At 47.1% G+C, this 21,677-nt stretch carries 13 protein-coding genes and 1 pseudogene; 12 read left to right on the top strand and 2 right to left on the bottom strand.

Annotated features, from left to right (window positions below; translation table 11 throughout):
* Window positions 1–682 (bottom strand): hypothetical protein (locus tag DBY68_RS17090; protein WP_146745476.1); only part of this gene is annotated, 682 nt, incomplete at its 3' end.
* A 294-nt stretch (window positions 683–976) separates the two neighbouring features.
* Here DBY68_RS17090 and DBY68_RS17085 point away from each other — a divergent pair.
* From DBY68_RS17085 to DBY68_RS17065, 6 genes are all read left to right on the top strand, one after another.
* On the top strand, window positions 977–1,447 hold the full coding sequence (locus DBY68_RS17085; protein ID WP_233503905.1) for a VRR-NUC domain-containing protein: 471 nt from the start codon (window positions 977–979) through the stop codon (window positions 1,445–1,447).
* A gap of 111 nt (window positions 1,448–1,558) precedes the next feature.
* Window positions 1,559–1,792 carry a hypothetical protein gene (locus DBY68_RS17080; RefSeq protein ID WP_108476731.1) on the top strand — a complete coding sequence of 78 codons (234 nt, stop codon included), beginning with the start codon at window positions 1,559–1,561 and terminating at the stop codon, window positions 1,790–1,792.
* Window positions 1,793–1,807: 15 nt separating this feature from the next.
* A complete protein-coding gene (locus DBY68_RS22805) occupies window positions 1,808–2,356 on the top strand; it encodes a hypothetical protein (protein ID WP_146745475.1) in 549 nt (182 codons plus the stop codon).
* A complete protein-coding gene (locus DBY68_RS17075; RefSeq protein WP_108476730.1) occupies window positions 2,317–2,922 on the top strand; it encodes a hypothetical protein in 606 nt (201 codons plus the stop codon). The genes DBY68_RS22805 and DBY68_RS17075 overlap by 40 nt, the downstream gene beginning before the upstream one ends.
* A complete protein-coding gene (locus DBY68_RS17070; protein WP_108476729.1) occupies window positions 2,904–3,614 on the top strand; it encodes a phosphohydrolase in 711 nt (236 codons plus the stop codon). The genes DBY68_RS17075 and DBY68_RS17070 overlap by 19 nt, the downstream gene beginning before the upstream one ends.
* 120 nt (window positions 3,615–3,734) lie before the next feature.
* Entirely contained in the window at window positions 3,735–3,953 is a 219-nt protein-coding gene (locus DBY68_RS17065; RefSeq protein ID WP_108476728.1) for a hypothetical protein, read from the top strand.
* A 450-nt stretch (window positions 3,954–4,403) separates the two neighbouring features.
* On the opposite strand, the gene DBY68_RS17060 is transcribed toward DBY68_RS17065, so the two are convergent.
* On the bottom strand, window positions 4,404–8,774 hold the full coding sequence (locus tag DBY68_RS17060) for an autotransporter outer membrane beta-barrel domain-containing protein (protein WP_255415260.1): 4,371 nt from the start codon (window positions 8,772–8,774) through the stop codon (window positions 4,404–4,406).
* A gap of 270 nt (window positions 8,775–9,044) precedes the next feature.
* Between DBY68_RS17060 and DBY68_RS23140 the strand changes: the two are divergent.
* The 6 genes and pseudogenes from DBY68_RS23140 to DBY68_RS17035 form a co-directional block, all read left to right on the top strand.
* Window positions 9,045–9,451 (top strand): annotated as a pseudogene (locus tag DBY68_RS23140) (IS3 family transposase); the annotation flags it as partial.
* Window positions 9,452–10,151: 700 nt separating this feature from the next.
* On the top strand, window positions 10,152–10,682 hold the full coding sequence (locus DBY68_RS17055) for a LuxR C-terminal-related transcriptional regulator (protein ID WP_158529124.1): 531 nt from the start codon (window positions 10,152–10,154) through the stop codon (window positions 10,680–10,682).
* A gap of 437 nt (window positions 10,683–11,119) precedes the next feature.
* Window positions 11,120–11,791, top strand: a complete 672-nt coding sequence (locus DBY68_RS17050) for a hypothetical protein (protein ID WP_108476726.1) — start codon at window positions 11,120–11,122, stop codon at window positions 11,789–11,791.
* Window positions 11,788–12,294 (top strand): hypothetical protein, encoded by a 507-nt coding sequence (locus tag DBY68_RS17045; RefSeq protein WP_108476725.1) that lies wholly within the window; start codon window positions 11,788–11,790, stop codon window positions 12,292–12,294. Before DBY68_RS17050 ends, DBY68_RS17045 begins: the two co-directional genes overlap by 4 nt.
* Window positions 12,291–13,247: a hypothetical protein gene (locus DBY68_RS17040; RefSeq protein WP_108476724.1), complete on the top strand. Its 957-nt coding sequence runs from the start codon at window positions 12,291–12,293 to the stop codon at window positions 13,245–13,247. The genes DBY68_RS17045 and DBY68_RS17040 overlap by 4 nt, the downstream gene beginning before the upstream one ends.
* A gap of 879 nt (window positions 13,248–14,126) precedes the next feature.
* The gene (locus DBY68_RS17035; protein WP_108476723.1) at window positions 14,127–21,065 is read left to right on the top strand and encodes an autotransporter outer membrane beta-barrel domain-containing protein; all 6,939 of its coding nucleotides are present in this window, start codon (window positions 14,127–14,129) and stop codon (window positions 21,063–21,065) included.
* Window positions 21,066–21,677 lie beyond the last annotated feature (612 nt).

The following is a 21,677-nucleotide window of genomic DNA, read 5'->3' as shown; positions in this document are numbered from 1 at the left end:
GCAGCTGACTGCCGATGCCATACTTTTTCTGCAAATCTTCAGATTGTTTAAGCAGCTGACTGCCAATGCCATACTTTTTCTGCAAATCTTCAGATTGTTTAAGCAGCTGACTGCCGATGCCATACTTTTTCTGCAAATCTTCAGATTGTTTAAGCAGCTGACTGCCAATGCCATACTTTTTCTGCAAATCCTCCGCTTGTTTAAGCAGTTGACTGCCGATGCCATACTTTTTCTGCAAATCCTCCGATTGTTTAAGCAGCTGATTGCCAACACCAAACTTTCTCTGGAATTCATCCGCTTGCTTTAGTAACTGACTGCTAATGTCATATTTTTTTTGAAATTTTTCCGATAGCTTGCTTATCTCGCTGCTAGCGCCGAGTGATTTCTGCAATTCAGCCATTTTTTTGCGCATCGTGTCGCCAATGTCTGAGTCCTTCTGTAATTCTTTACGGAGTTTTTGTTGATTATTAATTTGATGATTATTCCATTCTTCTGTCTGCTTGGATATTAATTTCCCAAGATTTTGTTGATTCAGTTCATACTGCTGGCTTAAATTACCCAATAATCCTGTAGCATTTAAATGTTTTAAAAATTTGTCCGGAATTGCAATTTGTTCCACTTCCTGTTCTTCTTTGGAATTATTATCAAGGCTGCGTGGTACTGAATAAGGTTTTTTTTTCATTATTATATCCGTGAGAAGCTGTGCTTTTATACCCCATCATACACTATTAGCAAAATATCAAGAATAACTACACAAAAAAAGTACGAAGTAGATTTTTATATGCACCTCCTGGTTTTGTTTAGTATATTCTGTATTTATTGGTCTTAAGAAAACTAAACATAGGTGGATTGTATGCTTCGATTTGATGAGGACTGGCTGAAGTCCACTGGTCGAGATAAAAATGGCCGATTGAAGAAGACGGGTAAAAGGCGCTCTGATGATATTCCTGATGTCACCGAAGCCCCTAAAGGCAAGATGGCCAAAGTTATCGCCCGGTTAGAAATGGATCTGGCTCCTTCTGTTCACGCTAAGGCGCTGACGCAGCTGGCGAACAAACCAGAATTGCTAAAGAGCAATTACGAACACTGGGACCAGGTGCGCTATTTCGATTTCATGCACCGTAAACATCGAGAAATTTACGATCTGCTGCATGCCACGCCAAACGGCGGCGCGCGCTCAGATAAAGTGGGTTTCGACATGAAGGCCGAAGGCCAGAAAAAGGGTTATCCGGACGCCACGCTCGATGCCGCTCGCGGGATTTACCATGGACTAAGGCTTGAGCTTAAGTATGGGAAGGGCAAACCCTCACCAGAACAGCTGGAGTGGCAGCGCCGGTTGCGTGAGCAGGGCTACTGCGCGGAGATCGTTATAGGCTGGGAAATGATGGTGAAATTGACCCTCAGGTATTGGCTGCTCGAAGCAGGTCAGTCTATTACTGATATATAAAACTAAGCTCATAATTAGTATTTTTAAAATGTAACTTATGCTTTAATTCTCCTCATTAACCTATCCGGTGCGGTGATAAACCGCACCTTTAACATTGCTAATGAGGCTCTAATGACCACAGATACAGTTTCTGAAATCCCAGAACAAGTTGAAGTAATCAAAGTTCGTGTACCTAAACGTGAAGCGCTGCAGGTCGAAACGGTTGGCAGTCGCGTCACCATTTTCGGTGATGGTCGTGTCAGCGTTGTTTCTGATTTACCTGTTCAGTTTAAAACGCCGACTCACATTGAGATTTCCGCTGGTAATGTCTCTATCGATGCTGGTGGTGAAACACAATCCTCCTGATCCGCACGGAGCCTCATGTTGTTTGATGAAGTCTTTTGTGTTGCTTCGGGACCATCATTGAAGAAAGTGGATTGTGAAGAGATAGAAGGCCTGGGTTACCCGGTTATTGCAGTTAATAACGCATACAGCATGTTTCGACAGCCGTATGCGTTGTTTGCTGGGGATGAAGATTGGTGGCGGCGATACGGGGGCGCAGTCCCTGCAGGTATCAGACGCTGCACCGCTTCCCGGTCAGCCAGTGTTCTTTATGGCGTTGAATATCAGCGCATAGGGACACCTGAAGTTGAGTTTAACTCTGGTTCTATGGCCATCCAGTTTGCCGCCAGCTTAGGGGCAAAACATATCTATCTCCTGGGCTATGACTGTTCTATCCGAGAGGGCATTCATTTCCATGGCCGACATACAAGGCATTTACGTAATCCCACAGAAACCAGTGTCCAGAAGTGGCATCGCGAATTCGACGGTGTGCGCAACGAGCTATCGCATATCGACATAATTAACTGTTCCCGGAGAACTGAACTTACATGCTTCCCAATAAAAAGCCTCGAAGCGGTGATCGGGTGATCATTGTGGCTTCCGGCCCCTCAGCGGCTGGTTTTGTTCCGCCACGCGGCGTGCCAATCATTGCCGTAAATGGCGCTATCGACTGGCTATCCCGCGCATCCTACTTTTTCACTCTCGATCCTTCCTGCGACAACATTCGTCGTTTACGTATCCGCCGCCGTAATGTGAATTACTGCACCGCCGGTGCGCCAGATATTAATCATGTGTATCCGTTTGAACGGGTAGGAGAGCAGGGGGTTGAGCCACCTGTTAAAGGAAGCCCTGAATGGTGGTTATGGCGCTGGTCCGCGAAATTAACGCTCTCAGAAGACGAAACCAAGATCCATAACGGTAATTCCGCCTGGGGCGCTCTTGGCCTGGCGTACCATCTTGGCTTTAAGAATGTTGCTCTGGTCGGTGTAGACGCCACACAAGAGCCTCGCGTGCATAGTGGCGGGCTACCAAACAATCTTTCTCATCTTCCGCTCTTATTCCGTTCTGCGCTTCCTCAGGTCAATGTCGTCTCCTGTGGGAAGCTGAATTCAATCCCTCAAATGAGCTTAAAACAATGGCTAAAAAACGCTTAACGATAGCGCTGGTACTGCGTTCCGGTGGTGATTACTGCATAGACCATGTGAAAACGTTGGTGGCGCAGCTGCCGACCGGCTACAAAATTATTTGCTTTACCGATACGCCGTTTGTCATGGATCGGGTGACCTGCATTCCGCTCAGCCATTCTTATCGTGGCATGCAAGGCTGGTGGGCCAAGATTGATCTGTTCCGTCCGGATGTTGAGGATGATTTACTCTACTTCGACCTCGATACTGTGATAGTCGGAAGTATCAGCAAATTGCTGAAGATCACCGGTAAAACGATGGTCATGCTGACGGATTTCTACCATCCCCAGTACCTGATGAGCTCTATCATGTACATCCCCAATAACACGAAGGCGCAGATCTGGAATACGTTCTGGAAAGACCCGATGCGACATACTGCAGAATGTACAGTTACCTCGAAGTGGGGGGATCAAGGCTTCATTCGCAGTGTAATAGGCGATTGTCGCCGCTGGCAGAGCATTCATCCGGAGCTGTTCGTCAGCTATAAAGCCGATATTGCAAAGCTCGGTGAAAATAAGTGGGCGACTGAGCGCTACTCTCGCGGTAACGGCATTCTCCCCGCGTCAGCAAGTGTAGTTGTCTTCCATGGTCAGCCTCGCCCATACGATTCTTGCGAGGCCTGGTTGCCGAGCTTCCAGTACTACTCATCCCCCTCATCTTAAAAAACCAGATCACAAATCAGGAAAATGAGTAATTAACAATACAAACCATACTAATTTATCTGTATTGTTTCATTAAAATTAGTATGGTCTGAGTGTGGTGATTATGTCGACAGGATACCTATGATTAGTTTATTCCAGCGCCGTTACCATTTCTGGTCAATCTGTTTTGATACAGGGAAAGGCCTGCAGTCCATCATTTACCAGAGCAAAAAACGCAACCTATCGCCCATGGGGATCGCCATTGCAGCTCACCAGGAGAATCTTCCTCCGAATACTCCGCTGCTGGCTGCATCCTATCTTGGGCACATGACTGTAAAAGAAGCAGAAAAAACTAGCTAAATAAGAAATTCCATGACCGTTAATACTGAAGTTAAGTAAGAGGAATCCCCTGATCTGATTGAGTTAATTGAACAGGGGGTCACCAGCAGTATCACCCAGCTCGACTATGCAATGAAACATGTGAAGGGCGATGACATGTCGACTCGTGACATTCAGAACGGCATCGATAGTCTCATGATACTGGCGCAGGAGAATGCAGATGTCGCCGGTAATGACGTCGATTTGTACAATTAGGTGCTTGACCTTGCCGAGTCACGGCTTGAGTCGCAGAAGGTTTTGCAGCTTGATAACGATAACCATCGTGAAAGAAAAGAAATACTGGAAGGGCGCGCTGCGAACCTCTATCCACACCTTTGGTGGACTTTGTTTCCTTAATCATTACCAACGTTGACTTTAAGTCTTGAGGATTTCTTTAAAAAACCGGGGAACTTGTCCCCGGTTACTATCCGACTAGAAATTATATTTAACACCCAGTGTGGCACTGGTATCGCTATACCCTTTATCACCTACCTGGGTACCGACATTACCCCATAAATTGACACGTGGGTTAATTTGTCCTTCAATGCCCACTTTAACCTCACCAATATTACGAGCACCTGCTTGGCTGATTCGTTCTCCGTCCATTGTTGCACTAAAGCTACGTGTATTATGCAGCCAATTCGCCTCAATAAATGGTTCAAACTCTCGTCCTTTGCCTTCATCTATAGCATTGTGGCTCTTGAGATAAGTTCTTAAGCCAAGGCGTGTTTGAACATTTCCGTCTCCGTCGCTACTAACTCGTGTGCCGTTCGCCTCTCGGTGGTCGTCTGCTTTCACACCCATCCAGGTTGCTTGTGCTTGAGGTTGAATAAACCATTGGTTCAGAGTTCCATGGCTACCCGAAAACTCACCCATCTTGAAGGTGTAACCACTTTCTAATGAAGCAGTGAACCCTTTAGATTTGTAAGATTCTCCAGCAATTTCCTGTCCGTTCACGTGGTTTTTAAACCAGCTGTACTGGAGCCAGCTATCAACATACAAGCCCGCTTTATCAGCATCATTTGCAAACCATGTACCGTAGATACCTGCGCTATAACCATTGATGGAACCCTTCGAACTATAATCAGTCACTGAGGAATGGGTATTATTGTGGTTATTGCCATAACCAGCCATCAGGCCAAGATGACCACGGTCAAGACCATCTGAAGACCACTGAGCTATATCTCCGCCCAATTGTGCAACATAACTATTGCTCTGGGTTTTTAATTGGCCACTACCATCACGCCAGTTATTATGGCTACCTACTTGTCGTAACCACAGGCTGGTGACCTTTTTTTCACCTGTCAGAGCATCTACGTATTGGGTTTCACCGAGACGGTCATGGAGGGTTGTGTTAAATAGTCTATTTGCTGCGGCAAGGTTTTCGATGTAACTCCCGCCTTCAGGGCGAACATTTGGGTTAACAGGGTTAACAGGGTCAACGGGGTCAACAGGGTCAACAGGGTCAACAGGGTCAACAGGGTCAACAGGGTCAACAGGGTCAATAGGGTCAACAGGTTTTGTGTTTGTTAAATACCAGTTGTTACTATTGCTTCCGGTCCCTCGAACCAGAGAATAGTCATAAGCTCCAGCGACTATACGACCAGACTGTGTAAAAATACCATCAGATTTGCCGCTAATATCGATAAGCTCAATACCATTCAGTGTGTAATCACCAGCACCACCGGCATTCGTTACGCTGACAAAAGTGTTTCCTGAAGTATCACCTGTGATAACAAGCTTGTCAGTTACAGAGCTATCGTTACCTAGTGTGGTATTGAACTGTAAATGACCATTGTCACCGATGTAATTTCCATTCACAGTTAAAGTGGTACCAGCAACAGGATTATTGTTTGCGTCGTTATGTCCAATAACAACCGTACCGCTATTGGTCAATTCACCAACCTGGTATTGAGATGGCAATGTTGCGGCGACTGATGCCCCTGAAACGGCATCATTTTGTCCAAGGTATAATGTTCCCTGGTTATTTACTTTTCCTGTACCGATAGCTTGATTAGCAAGCATTCTAACTACACCATCAGAAGCTATAGTAGTATCAGCAGACATATCTGAGTTATCGCTACTTATGGTAAGGGTGCCCCCAGTAACGTTAAGACTGCCTGCACCAATCATCGCACCGTCAACCTGCCCATTGTTTACTGTCAGAGCCCCTTTGTTAAAATCAAGTGTACTGCCTGACTCAGTGATCAGATTCTGCAATGTCTGGCTGTAACCATTCATATCCAGATGTGTTCCGCCAGCCAGATTAAGCAAACGAGTGTTGCCCAGTACATCATTGTTTCCCATTTTTAGCCCGCCAGCGGTTACCCATGTGGCGCCGGTGTAGCTGTTCCCGCTGTTGGACAATGAAACATCAGTGTCTGTATCTATTCTGAGATCACCATTACCGACTACTTGAGCACTGAGGTCTGCTGCATTGCCAGTATTACCGTCTGCCGTTAGTGTTAAAGCATTATCTCCCTGTGCCAACAGCTCAACTTTGGTTAGACCATAATTTATATATAGGCCGTCGCTATCATCACCGCTTGTAAGACGATAATCATAGGTGCCCTGGGCAACGGTCTCTCCGCTTTGAGTAATATTGTTTACAATAGCATCAGATATTGCATTACCATTTTGATCTATTAGGTTAAGGTCACCGCCGCTACCTGTGATGGTTCCTGTGCTGTCTGCCAGCTTAACCATAACCCCGGCATCATCCTGTTGGAGTAGAGGACGCGTGCCATCTGGAGCATGAGGTATGTTGTCAAAACTACCGCTATCAGTAATTTGAATAGACCCTTTGCCAGTTAAGTCTAAGTTCTTACTCGTCTCTATGAAATTGTCACTTGTAGTAGTTCCTGGTGAAATATCCCCGAAAACGAGTGTCCCACCATTAAACGCTAATCCACCGATGTTTTGGGTACCACTACCTATAGTTGTTGTGTTTTCATTTCCGATATGCAGCGTGGCATTTTCTAAGGTGGTTGTATTAACGCCATCTAGTTCAAATTTATTCGTTTCGAGGAGAACGTCGCCTGCGAATTCATTGCCAACGGTAGATGAAAAATTAAAATCGTTGCCGTTATTTTTTGCAGTTAGCTGACCATTGCCAGTAAGCTTATTATCAAATAAAAATGAATCATCTGTGTCTGCAATTAAAGAACCATTTTCGGCAATGTTTATACTCCCACTGCCAAAATTGTCATGGCTATTAGTCGCATTCTGAGCTGATGTTGCTACACCAACAACATTCCAGTTACCGGCGTAGATGCTGTTGTCACTGACGATTTTCGCATCCCCTGAAACGGTTGTGTCGCCACTACCACTCAGAGTATTGGTGAAATCAGAACCATCAGTATAGGCAATATCTAAACCTTTAGTTATATCACCAGGGTCAGTATTTACTACCACACCCCCACTTCCCAATGCCTTGCTGTCCGAAATCGAAAGCAGGCCTCCATTGATGACCGTGCCGCCATTGTAGTTTGACGCGGCACTTAATGTTGTGTGTCCTGACTGCTGCTCGACGCTTCCTGCGCCATCAATTGCCACATCAAATATATAACCATCTTCACCAATTTTAGTTGGTTTATTATTATTGAAAATGACTTTATTATCACCATCACCTGACATAGTGATGCTTTTAGCAGATATATCTGTTGGAGCCCCATATTTTGAATCACCAATATAAAGGTTTACGGCACTACCATTCACACTGCTAAGATTGATATCTTTCTCACTGGTTACTTTAGCAGCATGGCCGAAGATAACATCAGTGGTGTTACCACTAACTGTTGATGAAATATTAAAATCACCAAGAGTAGTTACTCCGGAACCTCCAGCATTGATGATTTGCAACCCGGTGTTTCCAACATTTTTACCGATCACATTGATATCACCTGCGACATTTACAACAGCGGAATAAATCCCTGCGGAAGTACTAACGGAGTTAATGTCAGAAGATAATTTAACATTATTTGTTAATGTTAGATCACCACCAACATTAATACCTCGTGTGCTACTGTCATTACTAACTAGAAACGAACCATTGGTAGTGTCGAGATAAAGATTACCTCCAACATTAAGGCTCGAATTTCCTGCTAAAAGGAAGCTACCCCCAGTCTTGTTAATGACAGTCATATCATTGACGACATTAATGTCAGCACCAAGCTCTGAATTACTAGGTTTATCAATGAACAAATCGTTTTTATCAGCTTCCAGATCAATACTATTTGCATTCAGTTTTGCTGTAGAAGTTGCAGAACCAAACATCCAGATTGTGGCGTCAGTAGCAGCAGTAGCAGTTGTTAAATCACCGACAGATAACGTTCCTGCTGAGCCACCAGACTGTTCACTGGTCAACCCCCCAACCTGAGCACCGCCTATTTGTAACAGACTATTATTCCCCATCTGTAGGCTGCCATTATCGCTAGCGGTTAATGAACCGCCATTTATCCATAAAGAAGTATTTCCCCCACCAGCCGGGGCCATATTCAAAGTTGTGTTACCAGATGGGTTGGAAACCGTAACATCAGCACCTGCGTCTACTTGAACGGTTGCCGTTGTGTTCCACTGCATACCGTCAGTGATAGTTGTGGATGAGTTAAAATCTGTATAACCATTGATATCAATTGCATAGGCATTGCTGGCCATAGCAACAAGTACTGCAGAGGTGGTGCGTACTATGGATCTTGTTTTAGCTTTCGGGGAAGAACTTTTGGTTTTTCCTTTTCCAAACTCGGAAACTACGGTCCATGCCATGAGGGAATGGTTCCACACTATATTATAAATAAGATTCATATTTAGATTAATCCTTCAGAGGCTGATTATATTGGCCTAGGGGGAAGCGACGCTATCTGAACATCGTAAAACCATTGAGCACAACAGTGGCAGTATGGTTCATGTACCGCAAAGATGGTATTCGCTATCAGATGTATTCTGTGAACATATGGAACTAAAAAAAACATCCTAATGCAAATATTTGTCATACAAATTAGCCTGCTAATGTTTTTAATAGTGATTAACTAACTGTTTTATTTGATATTGCCGCCGATACATAATTCTCCAATAGGCCGCAACATACTTGGTGAAGCGCCTGAAATGAAGTATATCTTTATCGAAAATTACCGGACTACGTTCAGCGTCAAAGCCATATGCCGTTTGTTTCGGGCTGGCATGTCTGGTGCGTGTGTCTCCATAATTCAGGTCCACTCCAGCAGTTCCGGCCCGGTAGTGATAACGTTGTCAGTGAGGCATTCACTAAAGCAACACAGCGTTATGGTACGCCCCGGCTTGCTGAGGAACTGCCGGAATACAACATTAAAGTTATTGCTGCCAGCCTGCGCCGTCATTGGCTGGTCGATGTCGCCGCATATGACCGGGCAACTGGCCTGCGATGTGCTGCGGATGGCGCCTTAGGGGAAAAAACGTCCAAAAATGTCATTGTTCACACAGGGCGTTCTGGTCAGTACTGCTCATCATTTGTTAATGACTTCTAAGTTCAATCCATAACTACATTGCATCTTGCGGATTTTTAGTCATGTACTAGTTGTAAGCATATTATCGTTATGTATTTTTATTTTCAAACTTTGAAATAATCAGAATACAAGATTTAAGATCTTTCTGGGAAAATTACCGCTTATTCCTATGATCAAAAACAATTATTTTTGTTAATAAAATAATAATCTATTCCTGCTCAGCACTGATGAAGTGGGCGCTTATATCCCTTAGTGGCAGCTCGTTATAGCTGTAATTCTGTTGTTGGTTTAGGATTGTTGGTGGGTATACGAATAAGATGCGAAATATTTAGTATTACTTTATTCATGGTTTTGTTTTTTTTACTTCAAAATCAGTATCATAAGGTGTTACTGTCCGTAAGTAACTAAATTTCTCATATTGATGTTGTTTTTTTGTTTATTTCTTTAAAATCATATGGTTATACAATTAATGAGTTTTTTGCTGATAATAATCAATTGAATGTTTTGGCGATATTGGTTTGCATTATTATTATTTTTTGTTTCTTATACGCATCGAACTTGATTGTTAATCGACGGATTTAACATGCAGTGTCAGTGATTATTTCGCGCATTAACATGGTTGATATAACTTATAGGGTCCTCACGAGGTGGGCTAGTACTTTTAAGATGCATGAAAAACATACTACGAACGAGTGCTGCTATGCGTATCATTTCTGATAATCTGTATCTACATTTAGGGCTGTCATTTTTAGTCGAAAGTTCATTGCCAGAAACCAAAACTAAACGATTGGTATTTATCGATACTACATATTCAGCAGAGCTTACGGCTGCAGATTTTGACGGGGCGGTTGTTTATATCACCCCGAAGAGATTTAACATCGGCTGGGAGATGATGTTCTACACTGAAGTTAAAAAAGGTGAGACCATAGACATGACAATGAGTGTTAATGATATTTTAAAGAAATTAGAAAAATTTGTATATTCTGAGGATACCCCATTAGTCAGCATTCAACCTAAGTTTAGATTAACACCAAGAGAGACATCCACAATGAAATCAATTGCCAGCGGGATTACTCCAAGTAATTGGAGTCAGCATACTGGCAGTAGCGTCAAGACTATTAGTACACATAAAAGAAGCGCTATGGACAAACTAGGCCTAAAGACTCAACAGGAATTGTTTTGCACCTTAAAGTTATTAATCAAATATACAAAGGCCATGCATATGAAATGACTTAATATGGCTGATCAATACTATTGAAGCAGGATTTTTAGTTTGATGAGCAAAACCTACACCTGAAGTCCTACGACCACGATGAAATCATTAAGACGTTAGGGGATTTCTGGGACCCGGAACTTAGAGGAAGAGAATCGAGATCTTATCCGCCCGATACCGGAAGCATTTCCCATGATGATTTACGTGCGTTTGGGGGACGAACTATTGCAAGGTATCTCGATAGAGCAACTCCGGAATGGACTGCAGTTGCTCGAGGATTCCAACTGATAAAGCTGCGCCCAGCGCGGTTTTTTTTCGCCTGTGTATCTAATAACCACAACTTTGATCTGCGATAAGTACTAAGAAAAAAGTGTCGTTTCCCACAAAAATTACCCTAGAACCGTTATTAACTATGCATGTATCATTACAGATTATACTAATTAATGGTTGATAGTATGACTACTGACGTTCAAGAAAATGAAAAACCGTTGCTCGCGTATAACGTACAGGGTGATGAGTATGGATGCGTCGTTTTTGCCTCCTCGAATGTCGTCGCCCGAAGGGTTGGCGCAGGCGAGCTGGATGTTGAGTTTAGCCAGGTTACATCATGTCGCAGAATGCCTGAGGCGGATAAATACGCCGCTCAGGCCATTGTTCCCCAGAAGGCGTTAGTGGAGGAATTCAGTTGGTGGCAGGAATGCAGATACTGCGCATCGATGGTTAGTGCTGAAGGCAATGCAGAACGTGTTTGGGAAGATGAAAGTTTGTTTTGTGATGCGGATTGCCAGACTAAATATCATGAGCGCGAGGCCCTAGGTAAAGCAGAACGTGCGGCGGCTGCGGCGAAACTGGCTGAAGTTAAAGAGCTGACTTTATCCAGATTCCCTGGCGTCACGAACGTACAGGTTTATCGGGAATGGAATGGTCGCCATAAAGTATTTTTTAACTTTCCGGAAGGCAAACGGTATGCAGAGTGGTTTGTCGGTGAAGGCACGATTGGCGTGAGCGAGTGTGACGTTGTAGCAGCTAAAGCGTTCATGGACAAGGTACGGGCTAATGATCGAGACAAGTTAATAAACTCGGCCATCAATAAGTTTCTGGCCTTTATGGGGAGCGTGAAGTTGTGAAGAGCTATCAGATTAACCAAATTAAATTGATCACCGCTATTAGTCATGAACTGAACCGCCAACATCCGGGCTTACCGGCTGATGGTCGAATGAACAAGGTAATTGAGGCTGCGAATCTTATTGTCGCTGAGTATGGCCGTGCTTATGTTTCGGTGGTACCGGGCATGGGCCTGAATGCGTGGTTAAACAGTGATGAAACAGGCAGCAGTAGCCGTTATATGGCATTTGTTCTCAGCGGCGGAACTTTTGGTGATTGGTGGGAGGGAACTATTCCTGAATCGGCATACCCCATAGATCCGGATGATTTTGGCCGCTGCCTGAAGTTGCTGCAGGCTGTTCCTGAATTCCATAACAATTTTTCTAAAATGAATGATTGCGGTCCTGAATGGCAAGCCGTGGTGCAGCATTGGGAGCGATGGGCTGAATTGCATCATGATACCGATGGGCATGAGTTATACGTCCAGATGCAAAATGCCTTTGAAAGCGCCAGGGGGGCAAATTGAAGCTCCTGATTATTGGAACGCAAAAGAAGTCCCCGGACGAAGTTAAATGCTACAGCGATATGTGGATGTACCATCTTTGCTCTGCATTCCGCTCACTTGGTATCGAACTGGCATTCCACCGTGGCTACTCGCCCGACGAAGACGCTACAGCTTATGCCGATAGCGTTATAACGCTGGTCAAGCTGAGCAGTGCCAACGCTATTTTGTCTCCGGGTGTAAGGGACTTCACTCGAATACCTCTTTCAATTGGCTCTCGCCTGCGCGACCTTGCCGGTGTGCCGGTGACCCAGATCTATGATGGTTCTCTCCTCGATGGCGCGCCGGTGGATCTGACATTTACCGTTCGCGACGATACCTGGAAGTTTCTGGGTAACAAATCCCGGCTGTTCCGCCACCAGCGTTATAACCGCTATGTGGGATGGGCTGCAGATCAGAGCCTGTTCTACCCAGAAGAAAAACAGGGTGACCAGCTGAGGATTTTTATTGATCACGCTGCATTCGACGTTTCCGGGTACGACCATTCGCTGACCATTATGATGAACCTACGTGACCTGGCCGCACTGGGGGTTACGTTTATGGCCAGAACGCTCACAGATGATGGTTTGATTGATGTCGACCCGGATAACATTTGCCTTAAGCCGTATCGCCGTAAAGGCATACCGGCAACCGAATTTGCAGCAGAACTGCGGCAGGCGGATATCTTTATTGTCACTCATCCTGAAAGTCTCGGCCTGACCGTGCTGGAGGCCGCTATGTGCGGCGCGCTGGTGCTCACTCCTGAGCATTGTATCGTTCCCGACCGTTTGGCACTGGTGAACCATGTAGTGATTTCATCCCGAATTGACTGGCCTACGGTGTTAGAGGCGGTTGACCGTAAAGCGAACGCTGAGAAAGTGGCTGGGTTCACTTGGGAAGCTGTCGCAGGCAACATCATCAAGGCTTTAACTAAATAATCACATAATTAGTATTAATAGATTGCCGGTAGGTTATCCAACTCCACCTCCGGCGCGACAAAATTAGCCAGGCAGGAAAACAATGAATATCTCAGAGAAACACGATGTAGCTATGAACTTCTTAGCCGCGCTTCAGGATGGCCGTCTCAGCCTTTCTCAAGCCGCTGCGCGTAAAGGTGTGTCCCTGAGCAAGGGGTAGTTTGGATATCGAAAATTATTGAACGTTAAGGGCTTTTTTTGACCTTTCGACTTTAGCCAGTCTCAACCGACGAAACTTACCGCAATCCGGGTTCTCTTTGCTTTTCCAATATAATCGCCTGTCAGATTGATGTGTTTCAGCCACGCAACAATTTCCTCTGTGTCAGCGTTTCCGTGGTCTGCCCACCTTTACGTCAGGCTGCCCTATTACCAAATACCGCCCCCGGGCACCGGCTTTGCCGGCACCATGGCTCCCGAAATCACGCTCTGTACGTCGCAAACTTCACCGAAGTGAAAAAAACCACGCGATGACTACAAGCGGATTATGGCTTATCAGGCGGAAGGGATGGACGGTGGAACCTGTCAACAACGTAACCGACTGTGCCTGACCACGGCAACATTTACCACTGTGTTCTGGTCAACTTCTGAGGGCGCCATTATCAGAAACGATAACATTTTCATTGTAAAAAACGATCGGTGGATCAATTCTGATTGTTAAAAACTATCAATATAGCTTAAACGATCGTCATTATCGATCTCTGTATCTTTCTTATGCTAATATGCCCACATAAAAATAGGGCCATTTATTGAAACAATCGACTTAAAGTTGGGTTAAGTAATTTGGTTGTATCGAAAAAAGGTCAAATTTTCCTTCCAGCGCGAATTTAAGAGAAAAAATACATGAATAAAGTATTTAAAGTTATCTGGAATGCCCAGATGAATGCATTTGTGGTGGTTTCAGAACTTGCTAAAGGGTACTGTCGAATATCTCGTAGTCTCGTTAACCCAGATTCACCTAAGCGTCTTAAAACATTTACGCTCTCGGCGATTGTCCTGGGAATCTTTACGGCATGCGCGTCCGAAGTTATCGCTGCTGATATACAGGTTCATGACTTTACGCCACAGGATCCCTTCGAGGAGATTATCTCAGGTTCATCACGCCTTGTTGGTAGCTTTGCCGGTATCACGAAAGGGGCATCAGGAAGTCAGTGGATGACTCTGGAACAGGCAAGAGACCAGGGGGTGATTACCAACGATTCCGCGCAATGGGTTGATAAAGATATTTTCCGCATGGGATCGCAGACCAAATCGATTAATTACATAGATCCGGTGACGGGCAGTACGGTCACCATGAATGTTTTTGATAATAGCGATATGCAAACCGAGGCCGCAAAAGACTTCAGGGTTGTGGTGTCAACGCCGGTCGGCAAAGATGGCCAGTATGTCGATCGTAATTTTTATCAGATCGGTGCCGGTGATTCGCTTGATGTGGACGTCGGCCAGAAAACTGGTAACTGGATGGGCGCAGCAGAAAATCAGTTCAACGTTATTCTGAAAAGCTCGGTAAACAATAAAAACCTGTCCTCAGCTTTTCACGTAACCGATGGAGGTAGTATTAACTATCAGGCCAAAACCGTGGTTCAGCTGGGCAATAATGATAACAATATTAAGGATAGCAGCAACGCGCTTGCCTGGATGACTGCTGCTGATTTTGTAGGCTCATTTAACAGCGTTATCGGTGAGCAAAACGTTACCAACGTTGCGGAGTTTAAGGCCTACAATGATGCGCTGATTAAGGCCCTTCAGGACGGCACAATTCAACTCACTGAAGAGCAGTACGCTGCTGAGCTGAATAAAGCACGCGACGCCTCCTTACACGGTATTTTTGCCGATACTGGTGCTATTGCCTCTGACGATGCAGTACGGGCCTTTGTTAACCGTGATGCTGTTTCCTATATTCACGGCGAAGGCAGCAACAGCAACGTGACTATCGATAACGATGCCAATGTCCAGTTGGTAGGTTCAGATGCCACCGTGGTTAACCTCGAGAACGGCGCGACGCTGATCAATAACGGTACCCTCGGCACCGCCGGAAACACCTACCGTGGGGCATACGTCATTGCGGCAAGAAATACCTCCTTTGTTGAGAACAATGGCGTGATTGATGCCGGCACTAACCCGGAGATGGCCGCCTTTTTCCAGGGCGGTGCTGCAGGAGTTGCTGCAGGCGTACATACGGCAATCCTCGCCAACGGCCAGTCGGTAGTGAACAATAATACCACGGGCGTGATTAACGTGGCGGCTAGGGGGAATTACTACGGTAATACCGGCGTGTTAATGAGTGGAAGTGCGACGTTAAATAACGATGGCGCGATCAATATTGCCGCAAGTAACGAAGCCAGCAGCATTCTGGGCGATGGCGCCAACATCGGTGTGGTGACTCAGCAAAATACTATCTTTAACAATCGTGGAACGCTCTACATTGGCCGCCTGGCGCAACGTGCTCCGACAGATACGACTTCTGATATTGCTATCAAACAGCATTCCGTTGGCGTTCAGCTCTACGGTAACGGGATTTATAACGGTTCTGATACTTCGCAAATAGTTATCGGCAGCAAAGTCCAGAACGCAACGGCAATTGACGTTGGCGGTGCGGCGACGCTCAATCAGCAAGGCACTATTGATATTAACGGTGCCGTGACCGGTGAGTCCGTCGCCTCTAATATCGGGATCCTCTCGCGTGAGGGAACCCAGGCGGCGAAGGTGGTGAATGCTGGCGTTATTAATTTGAACGGCCTGAACAGCATCGGGGTAAAGGCGCTGACGAATGCGCAGGTTACCAGTTCTGGCACCATAAATATTAATGGTGGGCTCGACCCCATCACCCATTATGCCAACTATGGTGTTTACGCGCAGGGTGAAAAAGCTCTGGCCATATTATCCGGTACGGTAAACCTGAGCGGTGACGGGGCAATTGGCGTACATGCCCGTGATAAAGGCGAAATTGACGTCACCGAGAACGGAACTGTTAACTTCACCGACGGTATTAACCAGACGGGCTATTACGTCTACGGGGCGGGTTCGACTATTAAAAATGCTGCGTCTAGCATTCAGGATGCCTCCACAGAGGGCGCGACGCTGTATCGCATTGACGGCGGTGCCAGCTTTGCCGGGTCCGAAGACAGTTCCGCCAGGCTGGATGCATCTGGTAAAAGTGCCTCCATTATTCGTACCACCGGTGCCGGCAGCCATTTTGATTCCGGCAAGCTGGCGCTCAGCGTCACGGGAACCGGCGCGACGGGGATCCGTATTGAAGGGGGCGCCACGGGCGAAATCTCTTCGGATGCTGTGATCAACGTTTCTGGAAAAGACACCACGGCCGGGATTGTTGATGGCAATTACTACAACCTTGATGGCACAGTCGATGCAACCAAAAAAGGCGATTCCGTACTGACCAGCCACGCCACGCTGAATACCAGCAATACAGCGGATGGCGCTTTCGGCTACATCGCTCGTAACGGCGGTACTCTCAACCATAAAGGCAACATCGACTTTGATCAGGCGGACAGCACAGGCGTGATGGTTTCCGGCGGTACGTTGAATAACGACGGCGACATCAAGGTTAATGGCGTGGCGGTCAGTATTGAAGGCGCTGATTCTATTGTGAACAACAATGCGACGGTTAGCGCGACGGATGGTACCGCAGCCTATCTCGTTGGCAATGATGCGTCATTAAGTCTGTCAGGTTCGGGAGAAACCAAAGCATCGGGAGACGCGCACGGTATCTTGCTGGCCGCCGGTGCGCAAGGCCTGCTGGTCGATGGAGCTACCATTACAATGGATAGTACTGGTAAAGGAAGCGCCATTGAAAACGTCGCCAATATTGCGGGTATTCAGCTAAAAGATACAACTATCAGTGTGGGGAATGGCATTGGTATTCATACCGGAGCATCCCTGGCGCAAACTAACTCCGGAACGATTAACGTTACGGGGAGCGGAACAGGGATCCTGTTTGAAAATATCGACGGCAGCGAAACGAATCAAACGCTGGATATGTCTGACTCCCGCGATCTGGTTATCAATGTTGAGCAGGCTGCGGGCAAAGGGATCGTCACCAATGCGTCAACCGATCTGAAAACAGGCGTCAGCGTTAACGTGCTCGACGCTAACGGTGGTGAAGCGTTGGTTGTTGGTGGCACGACCAAAAATGTTGAACAGGCTGGTGAGCTGACTTCGAAATCGACAAGCAACTCGGTGGTAAATATTGATAACGGTTCCCTGGAAACGTTTATCAATAAAGGCATTATTAAAGCGCTGGATGCGTCCCAAAAAGCGGTAGAAATGCTCTCAGGAGCAGGCATTGCGTTTACTAACGCGGCGGGCGCCAGCATCGTTGGTCAGGTTAACCTGATGAGCGGTGATAACACCGTTACGCTGGAATCTGGCAGTACCGCAACCGACATCAAGACGGGCAGTGGTAACGATCTGTACGTACTGAAAAATGTCAAAGAGACAGAAACCTCGCTGTTTACTAGCCTCAATGGTGGCGACGGCGAGGATAAACTTCAGCTGAATAACGCACAGTACACCCTCAATCGTGCAGATGCTATTACCGGCATGGAGCATATCGATCTCACCGCGGGTTCAGTATTTACCGTTAATAATGTTGCTTATGCGCTGGGTGATAACCAAAACGATGCGATCGGTACGGGTTACAACATTGATGCGACCAGCACCTTGTCGCTGAAATCTGACGCTGCGCTGGCCTTTAACAGCCATCTGGCGGGAACGGGAACGGTCGCCGTTGACGCCAGCGGTAAAGCGTTTGATTTTACCAGCAACAATGCGGCTGATGGATTCAAGGGGACGCTGGCACTGACAAACAGCACCTTTGAGCTGGCCGGATTAAATACCCAGGCGCTGAGTCAGGCAACATTAAATGTTGGTGAGGGTAACACCACTCACGTGGGGTCCGGTGAGCAGAATATCGGCGGCCTGGCGTTTAACGGCGGTACCGTCAGCTTTGACGGTGTGACGCCGGGGCAGAGCAGTGCCGAAGGAACAATTCATGCTGGCGCGATGGATCTCTCCGGACGCGGAACCGTGCAGGTTGATAGCGGCACAATTACTAACGATCGTCCATTGACTGATACCACGCTATCACTTCTTGAACAGGATGATGCGCAGTTGCTGATTCAACTGGCAACCTCAGATACTGCCGTCTCCGGCGGTGCAGGCAATCTGACGCTCACCGATAGCAATGGCAATATCATCAGCGATGGGATTGAAGCCGGCATCAGCCAAAATGGCGAGATTGTTGCGAACGGTACCTATGATTATCGCCTTACCGGAGGGGAAAATGATGACGGGCTGTACATTAGCTATGGTCTGACACAGGTCGAACTGCTGGCCTCTGGAGACAATGCACTGGTCCTGGATGCGAACGGAAAGGCCGGTAATGCCGCAGATCTCAGCGCTCGCGTGACCGGCAGTGGCGACCTGGTTTTTGACAGCGCCAGAGGCCAGACGGTATCGCTGTCGAATATGGATAACGATTACACCGGTATCACCGATGTACGCAGCGGCAACCTGCTGATGAAAAACGATAATGTTCTGGGACAGACCAGTGAACTGCGTCTTGCTGCCGATACCGGTTTTGACATGAACGGTTATAGTCAGACGGTCCGTAAGCTGACGGCGGCGGCTGACTCACTGCTGAACATCAATGGCGGTAGCCTGACCCTGGAACAGGGCGGAACAGCCGATGGAATATTGACCGGAAGCGGTGCGCTAAACATCAATGGCGATACGCTAACCATTACCGGTGAAAACAGCACGCTGACGGCAAAAACGACCATTGCAGAAGGTGCGCGCGTGCTGATAAACACCACACTGGGTCTTGGCACGGGCGATATCGTGGCGGCGGGAACGCTGACGATGAGCAAGGCGGCAGGTGCGCTTTACAACAGTATCAGCGATGCCGGACGGGTTGAACTCAGCGAAAGCGATGTCGCGCTGGTGGGCAACAACAGTACCTTTACGGGGCAATTTGCTGTGGATGTGGATTCCCGGCTTACCGCGTTCAGCGCAGAAAATCTGGGCAGCGCAGAGGTGAGCAACAGCGGTTCACTGGTGCTGAACAGTAATACCGACTGGCAGCTTGATAACGACGTTTATGGTAGCGGCGACGTGACTAAGCTGGGAGCCGGCTCTATTACCGTCGGTGACAACGCCGCCTGGACGGGGAAAACGGATATTGAGCAGGGCGGCCTGGTTCTGGGGGATGGCACATCTCCTGTCACACTGGCCAGTACCGAAGTCAACATTGCTGCTGAGGGGATGCTCTCAGGCACTGGAGGCGTTGCAGGTAATGTGAATAACGCCGGCGTGCTACAGGTGGGTACCGGGACCGGTGACAACCTCCTGTTCACGGTTGGGAAAGACCTGGTTAACAGCGGTACCCTCGCAACTGGTGTGAATGGTCAGCAGGCCGGTAATCAACTGGTGGTCAATGGTAATTACACGGGTAATGGTGGTCATCTTTCCTTGAACACCGTGCTGGGGGATGACAATTCCGTTACGGATAAGCTGGTGGTGAAAGGCGATACCAGTGGCACAACTTCCGTCAGCGTAACTAACGCCGGTGGGAAAGGGGCCGCAACGATTGATGGGATCGAAGTTATCCATGTTGATGGCGCATCGGACGGTGAGTTTACCCAGGCCGGCCGTATTGTGGCGGGGGCATATGACTACAGCCTTGGGCGCGGTCAGGATGAAAACAGCGGCAACTGGTATCTGACCAGCGGCAAAACGAATCCTGATCCGGATCCAAAACCGAATCCGGATCCCGATAAAGATTTGCGTCCGGAAGGCGGCAGCTACACGGCTAACCTGGCGGCGGCCAACAACATGTTCGTCACCCGTTTGTACGATCGCTTGGGTGAAACACAGTATATCGATGCACTGACCGGTGAGCAGAAAGTGACCAGTATGTGGATGCGCCACGTTGGTGGGCACAACAATTGGCGTGACGGCAGTGGCCAACTGAAAACCCAGAGCAACCGTTATGTATTGCAATTGGGGGGGGATATTGCGCAATGGAGTCAGAACGGGCTTGATCGCTGGCATCTTGGCGTGATGGCCGGCTATGGTAACGACCACAGTAACACCCAATCATCCCGCACGGGTTATAGTTCCAAAGGTTCAGTCAACGGCTACAGTGCTGGCGTTTATGCAACATGGTATGCCAATGATGAGTCGCATAATGGCGCCTGGCTGGATAGCTGGGCTCAATACAGCTGGTTTGATAACAATGTCAAAGGCGATGACCTGCAGGGCGAATCGTATAAATCGAAAGGGGTAACCGCCTCACTGGAAATGGGATATGCCCAAAAAGTGGGAGAGTTTGCCGGCAGTCAGGGAACGCTTAACGAATGGTTTGTACAACCACAAGCGCAGGCGATCTGGATGGGTGTGAAAGCCGACGACCATCGGGAAAGTAACGGCACCCGTATCTCCAGCGATGGTAACGGTAATGTGCAGACCCGACTGGGCCTGAAAACCTGGATTAGGAGTCATCATAAGATGGATAACGGTAAAGAGCGTGAGTTCCAGCCGTTTGCCGAACTGAACTGGCTGCACAATTCACGTGATTTCAGTACGACCATGGATGGAGTGAATGTTCGTCAGGACGGAGCGAAAAATATCGCCGAGGTAAAAGTGGGCGTGGAAGGTCAGGTGAGTCCACGACTCAATCTCTGGGGCAATATAGGGGTACAGGTCGGCGACAAAGGCTATAACGACAGCGCAGCGATGGTAGGCGTGAAATGGAACTTCTAAGCTGATTCTACCGAGCAAGTTTAGCCAGACTGGCGTATGTCGGTCTGGTTATTTGATTTTCAGCATGTTTCACAAGTGCAACGTCCTAAGTTGATATTTAAACCGCCGCAAGGCGGTTTTTTATTCTTTCATTAGATGGGGCGTCCGCTCCCCGCAATCAGCAGCTGAAGTCCAGGAAGCCGTAGAAATCATCCCTAATTAATCATCCATATGTTGAATATTTAGTATAGTCTGTAATATGATATTCATCGGTATAGTCATCGAGGGGTTTTGTGATGTGCTTTCTGAGTCCATTCCAAGATTCTTTGTGAGTATCCATCTTAATCTTTTTGCATACCAATTTGACAAGGCGCTTAATGCGCCTTTTTCTTATCTGTGACTCATGTGGTTTGAAAAACAGGCGAACCGCCAGTAGAATCCCATGTGCATTAGTACATTCTGTATGTCTCATCGAGGTGTCTATTTGGCAAAGCACAATAGGCTTACGTCGTGGGAAATTTCGCAGTATCTGATAGAGCTTGGTAAGCCAGCCACGGCCAGAGAAGTAGCTGAAGGCTTAAGGTTGAAGTATCCGCAGTACCACTCGTCGTTACGCGATATTTATCTGAGATT

Origin of the sequence: Pseudocitrobacter sp. RIT415, assembly GCF_003057695.2 — a bacterium.
Classification (GTDB): domain Bacteria; phylum Pseudomonadota; class Gammaproteobacteria; order Enterobacterales; family Enterobacteriaceae; genus Pseudocitrobacter; species Pseudocitrobacter faecalis.
The sequence above is the reverse complement of the archived record's forward strand: the minus strand, read 5'-3'. Positions and strand labels throughout refer to the sequence as shown.

Coding starts and splice junctions, on each gene's coding strand:
- DBY68_RS17060 (WP_255415260.1), bottom strand. CDS start 8,774: ATGAATCTTATTTATAATATAGTGTGGAACCATTCCCTCATGGCATGG.
- DBY68_RS17050 (WP_108476726.1), top strand. CDS start 11,120: ATGACTACTGACGTTCAAGAAAATGAAAAACCGTTGCTCGCGTATAAC.
- DBY68_RS17075 (WP_108476730.1), top strand. CDS start 2,317: ATGCTTCCCAATAAAAAGCCTCGAAGCGGTGATCGGGTGATCATTGTG.
- DBY68_RS17055 (WP_158529124.1), top strand. CDS start 10,152: ATGCGTATCATTTCTGATAATCTGTATCTACATTTAGGGCTGTCATTT.
- DBY68_RS17080 (WP_108476731.1), top strand. CDS start 1,559: ATGACCACAGATACAGTTTCTGAAATCCCAGAACAAGTTGAAGTAATC.
- DBY68_RS17085 (WP_233503905.1), top strand. CDS start 977: ATGGCCAAAGTTATCGCCCGGTTAGAAATGGATCTGGCTCCTTCTGTT.
- DBY68_RS17070 (WP_108476729.1), top strand. CDS start 2,904: ATGGCTAAAAAACGCTTAACGATAGCGCTGGTACTGCGTTCCGGTGGT.
- DBY68_RS22805 (WP_146745475.1), top strand. CDS start 1,808: ATGTTGTTTGATGAAGTCTTTTGTGTTGCTTCGGGACCATCATTGAAG.
- DBY68_RS17035 (WP_108476723.1), top strand. CDS start 14,127: ATGAATAAAGTATTTAAAGTTATCTGGAATGCCCAGATGAATGCATTT.
- DBY68_RS17065 (WP_108476728.1), top strand. CDS start 3,735: ATGATTAGTTTATTCCAGCGCCGTTACCATTTCTGGTCAATCTGTTTT.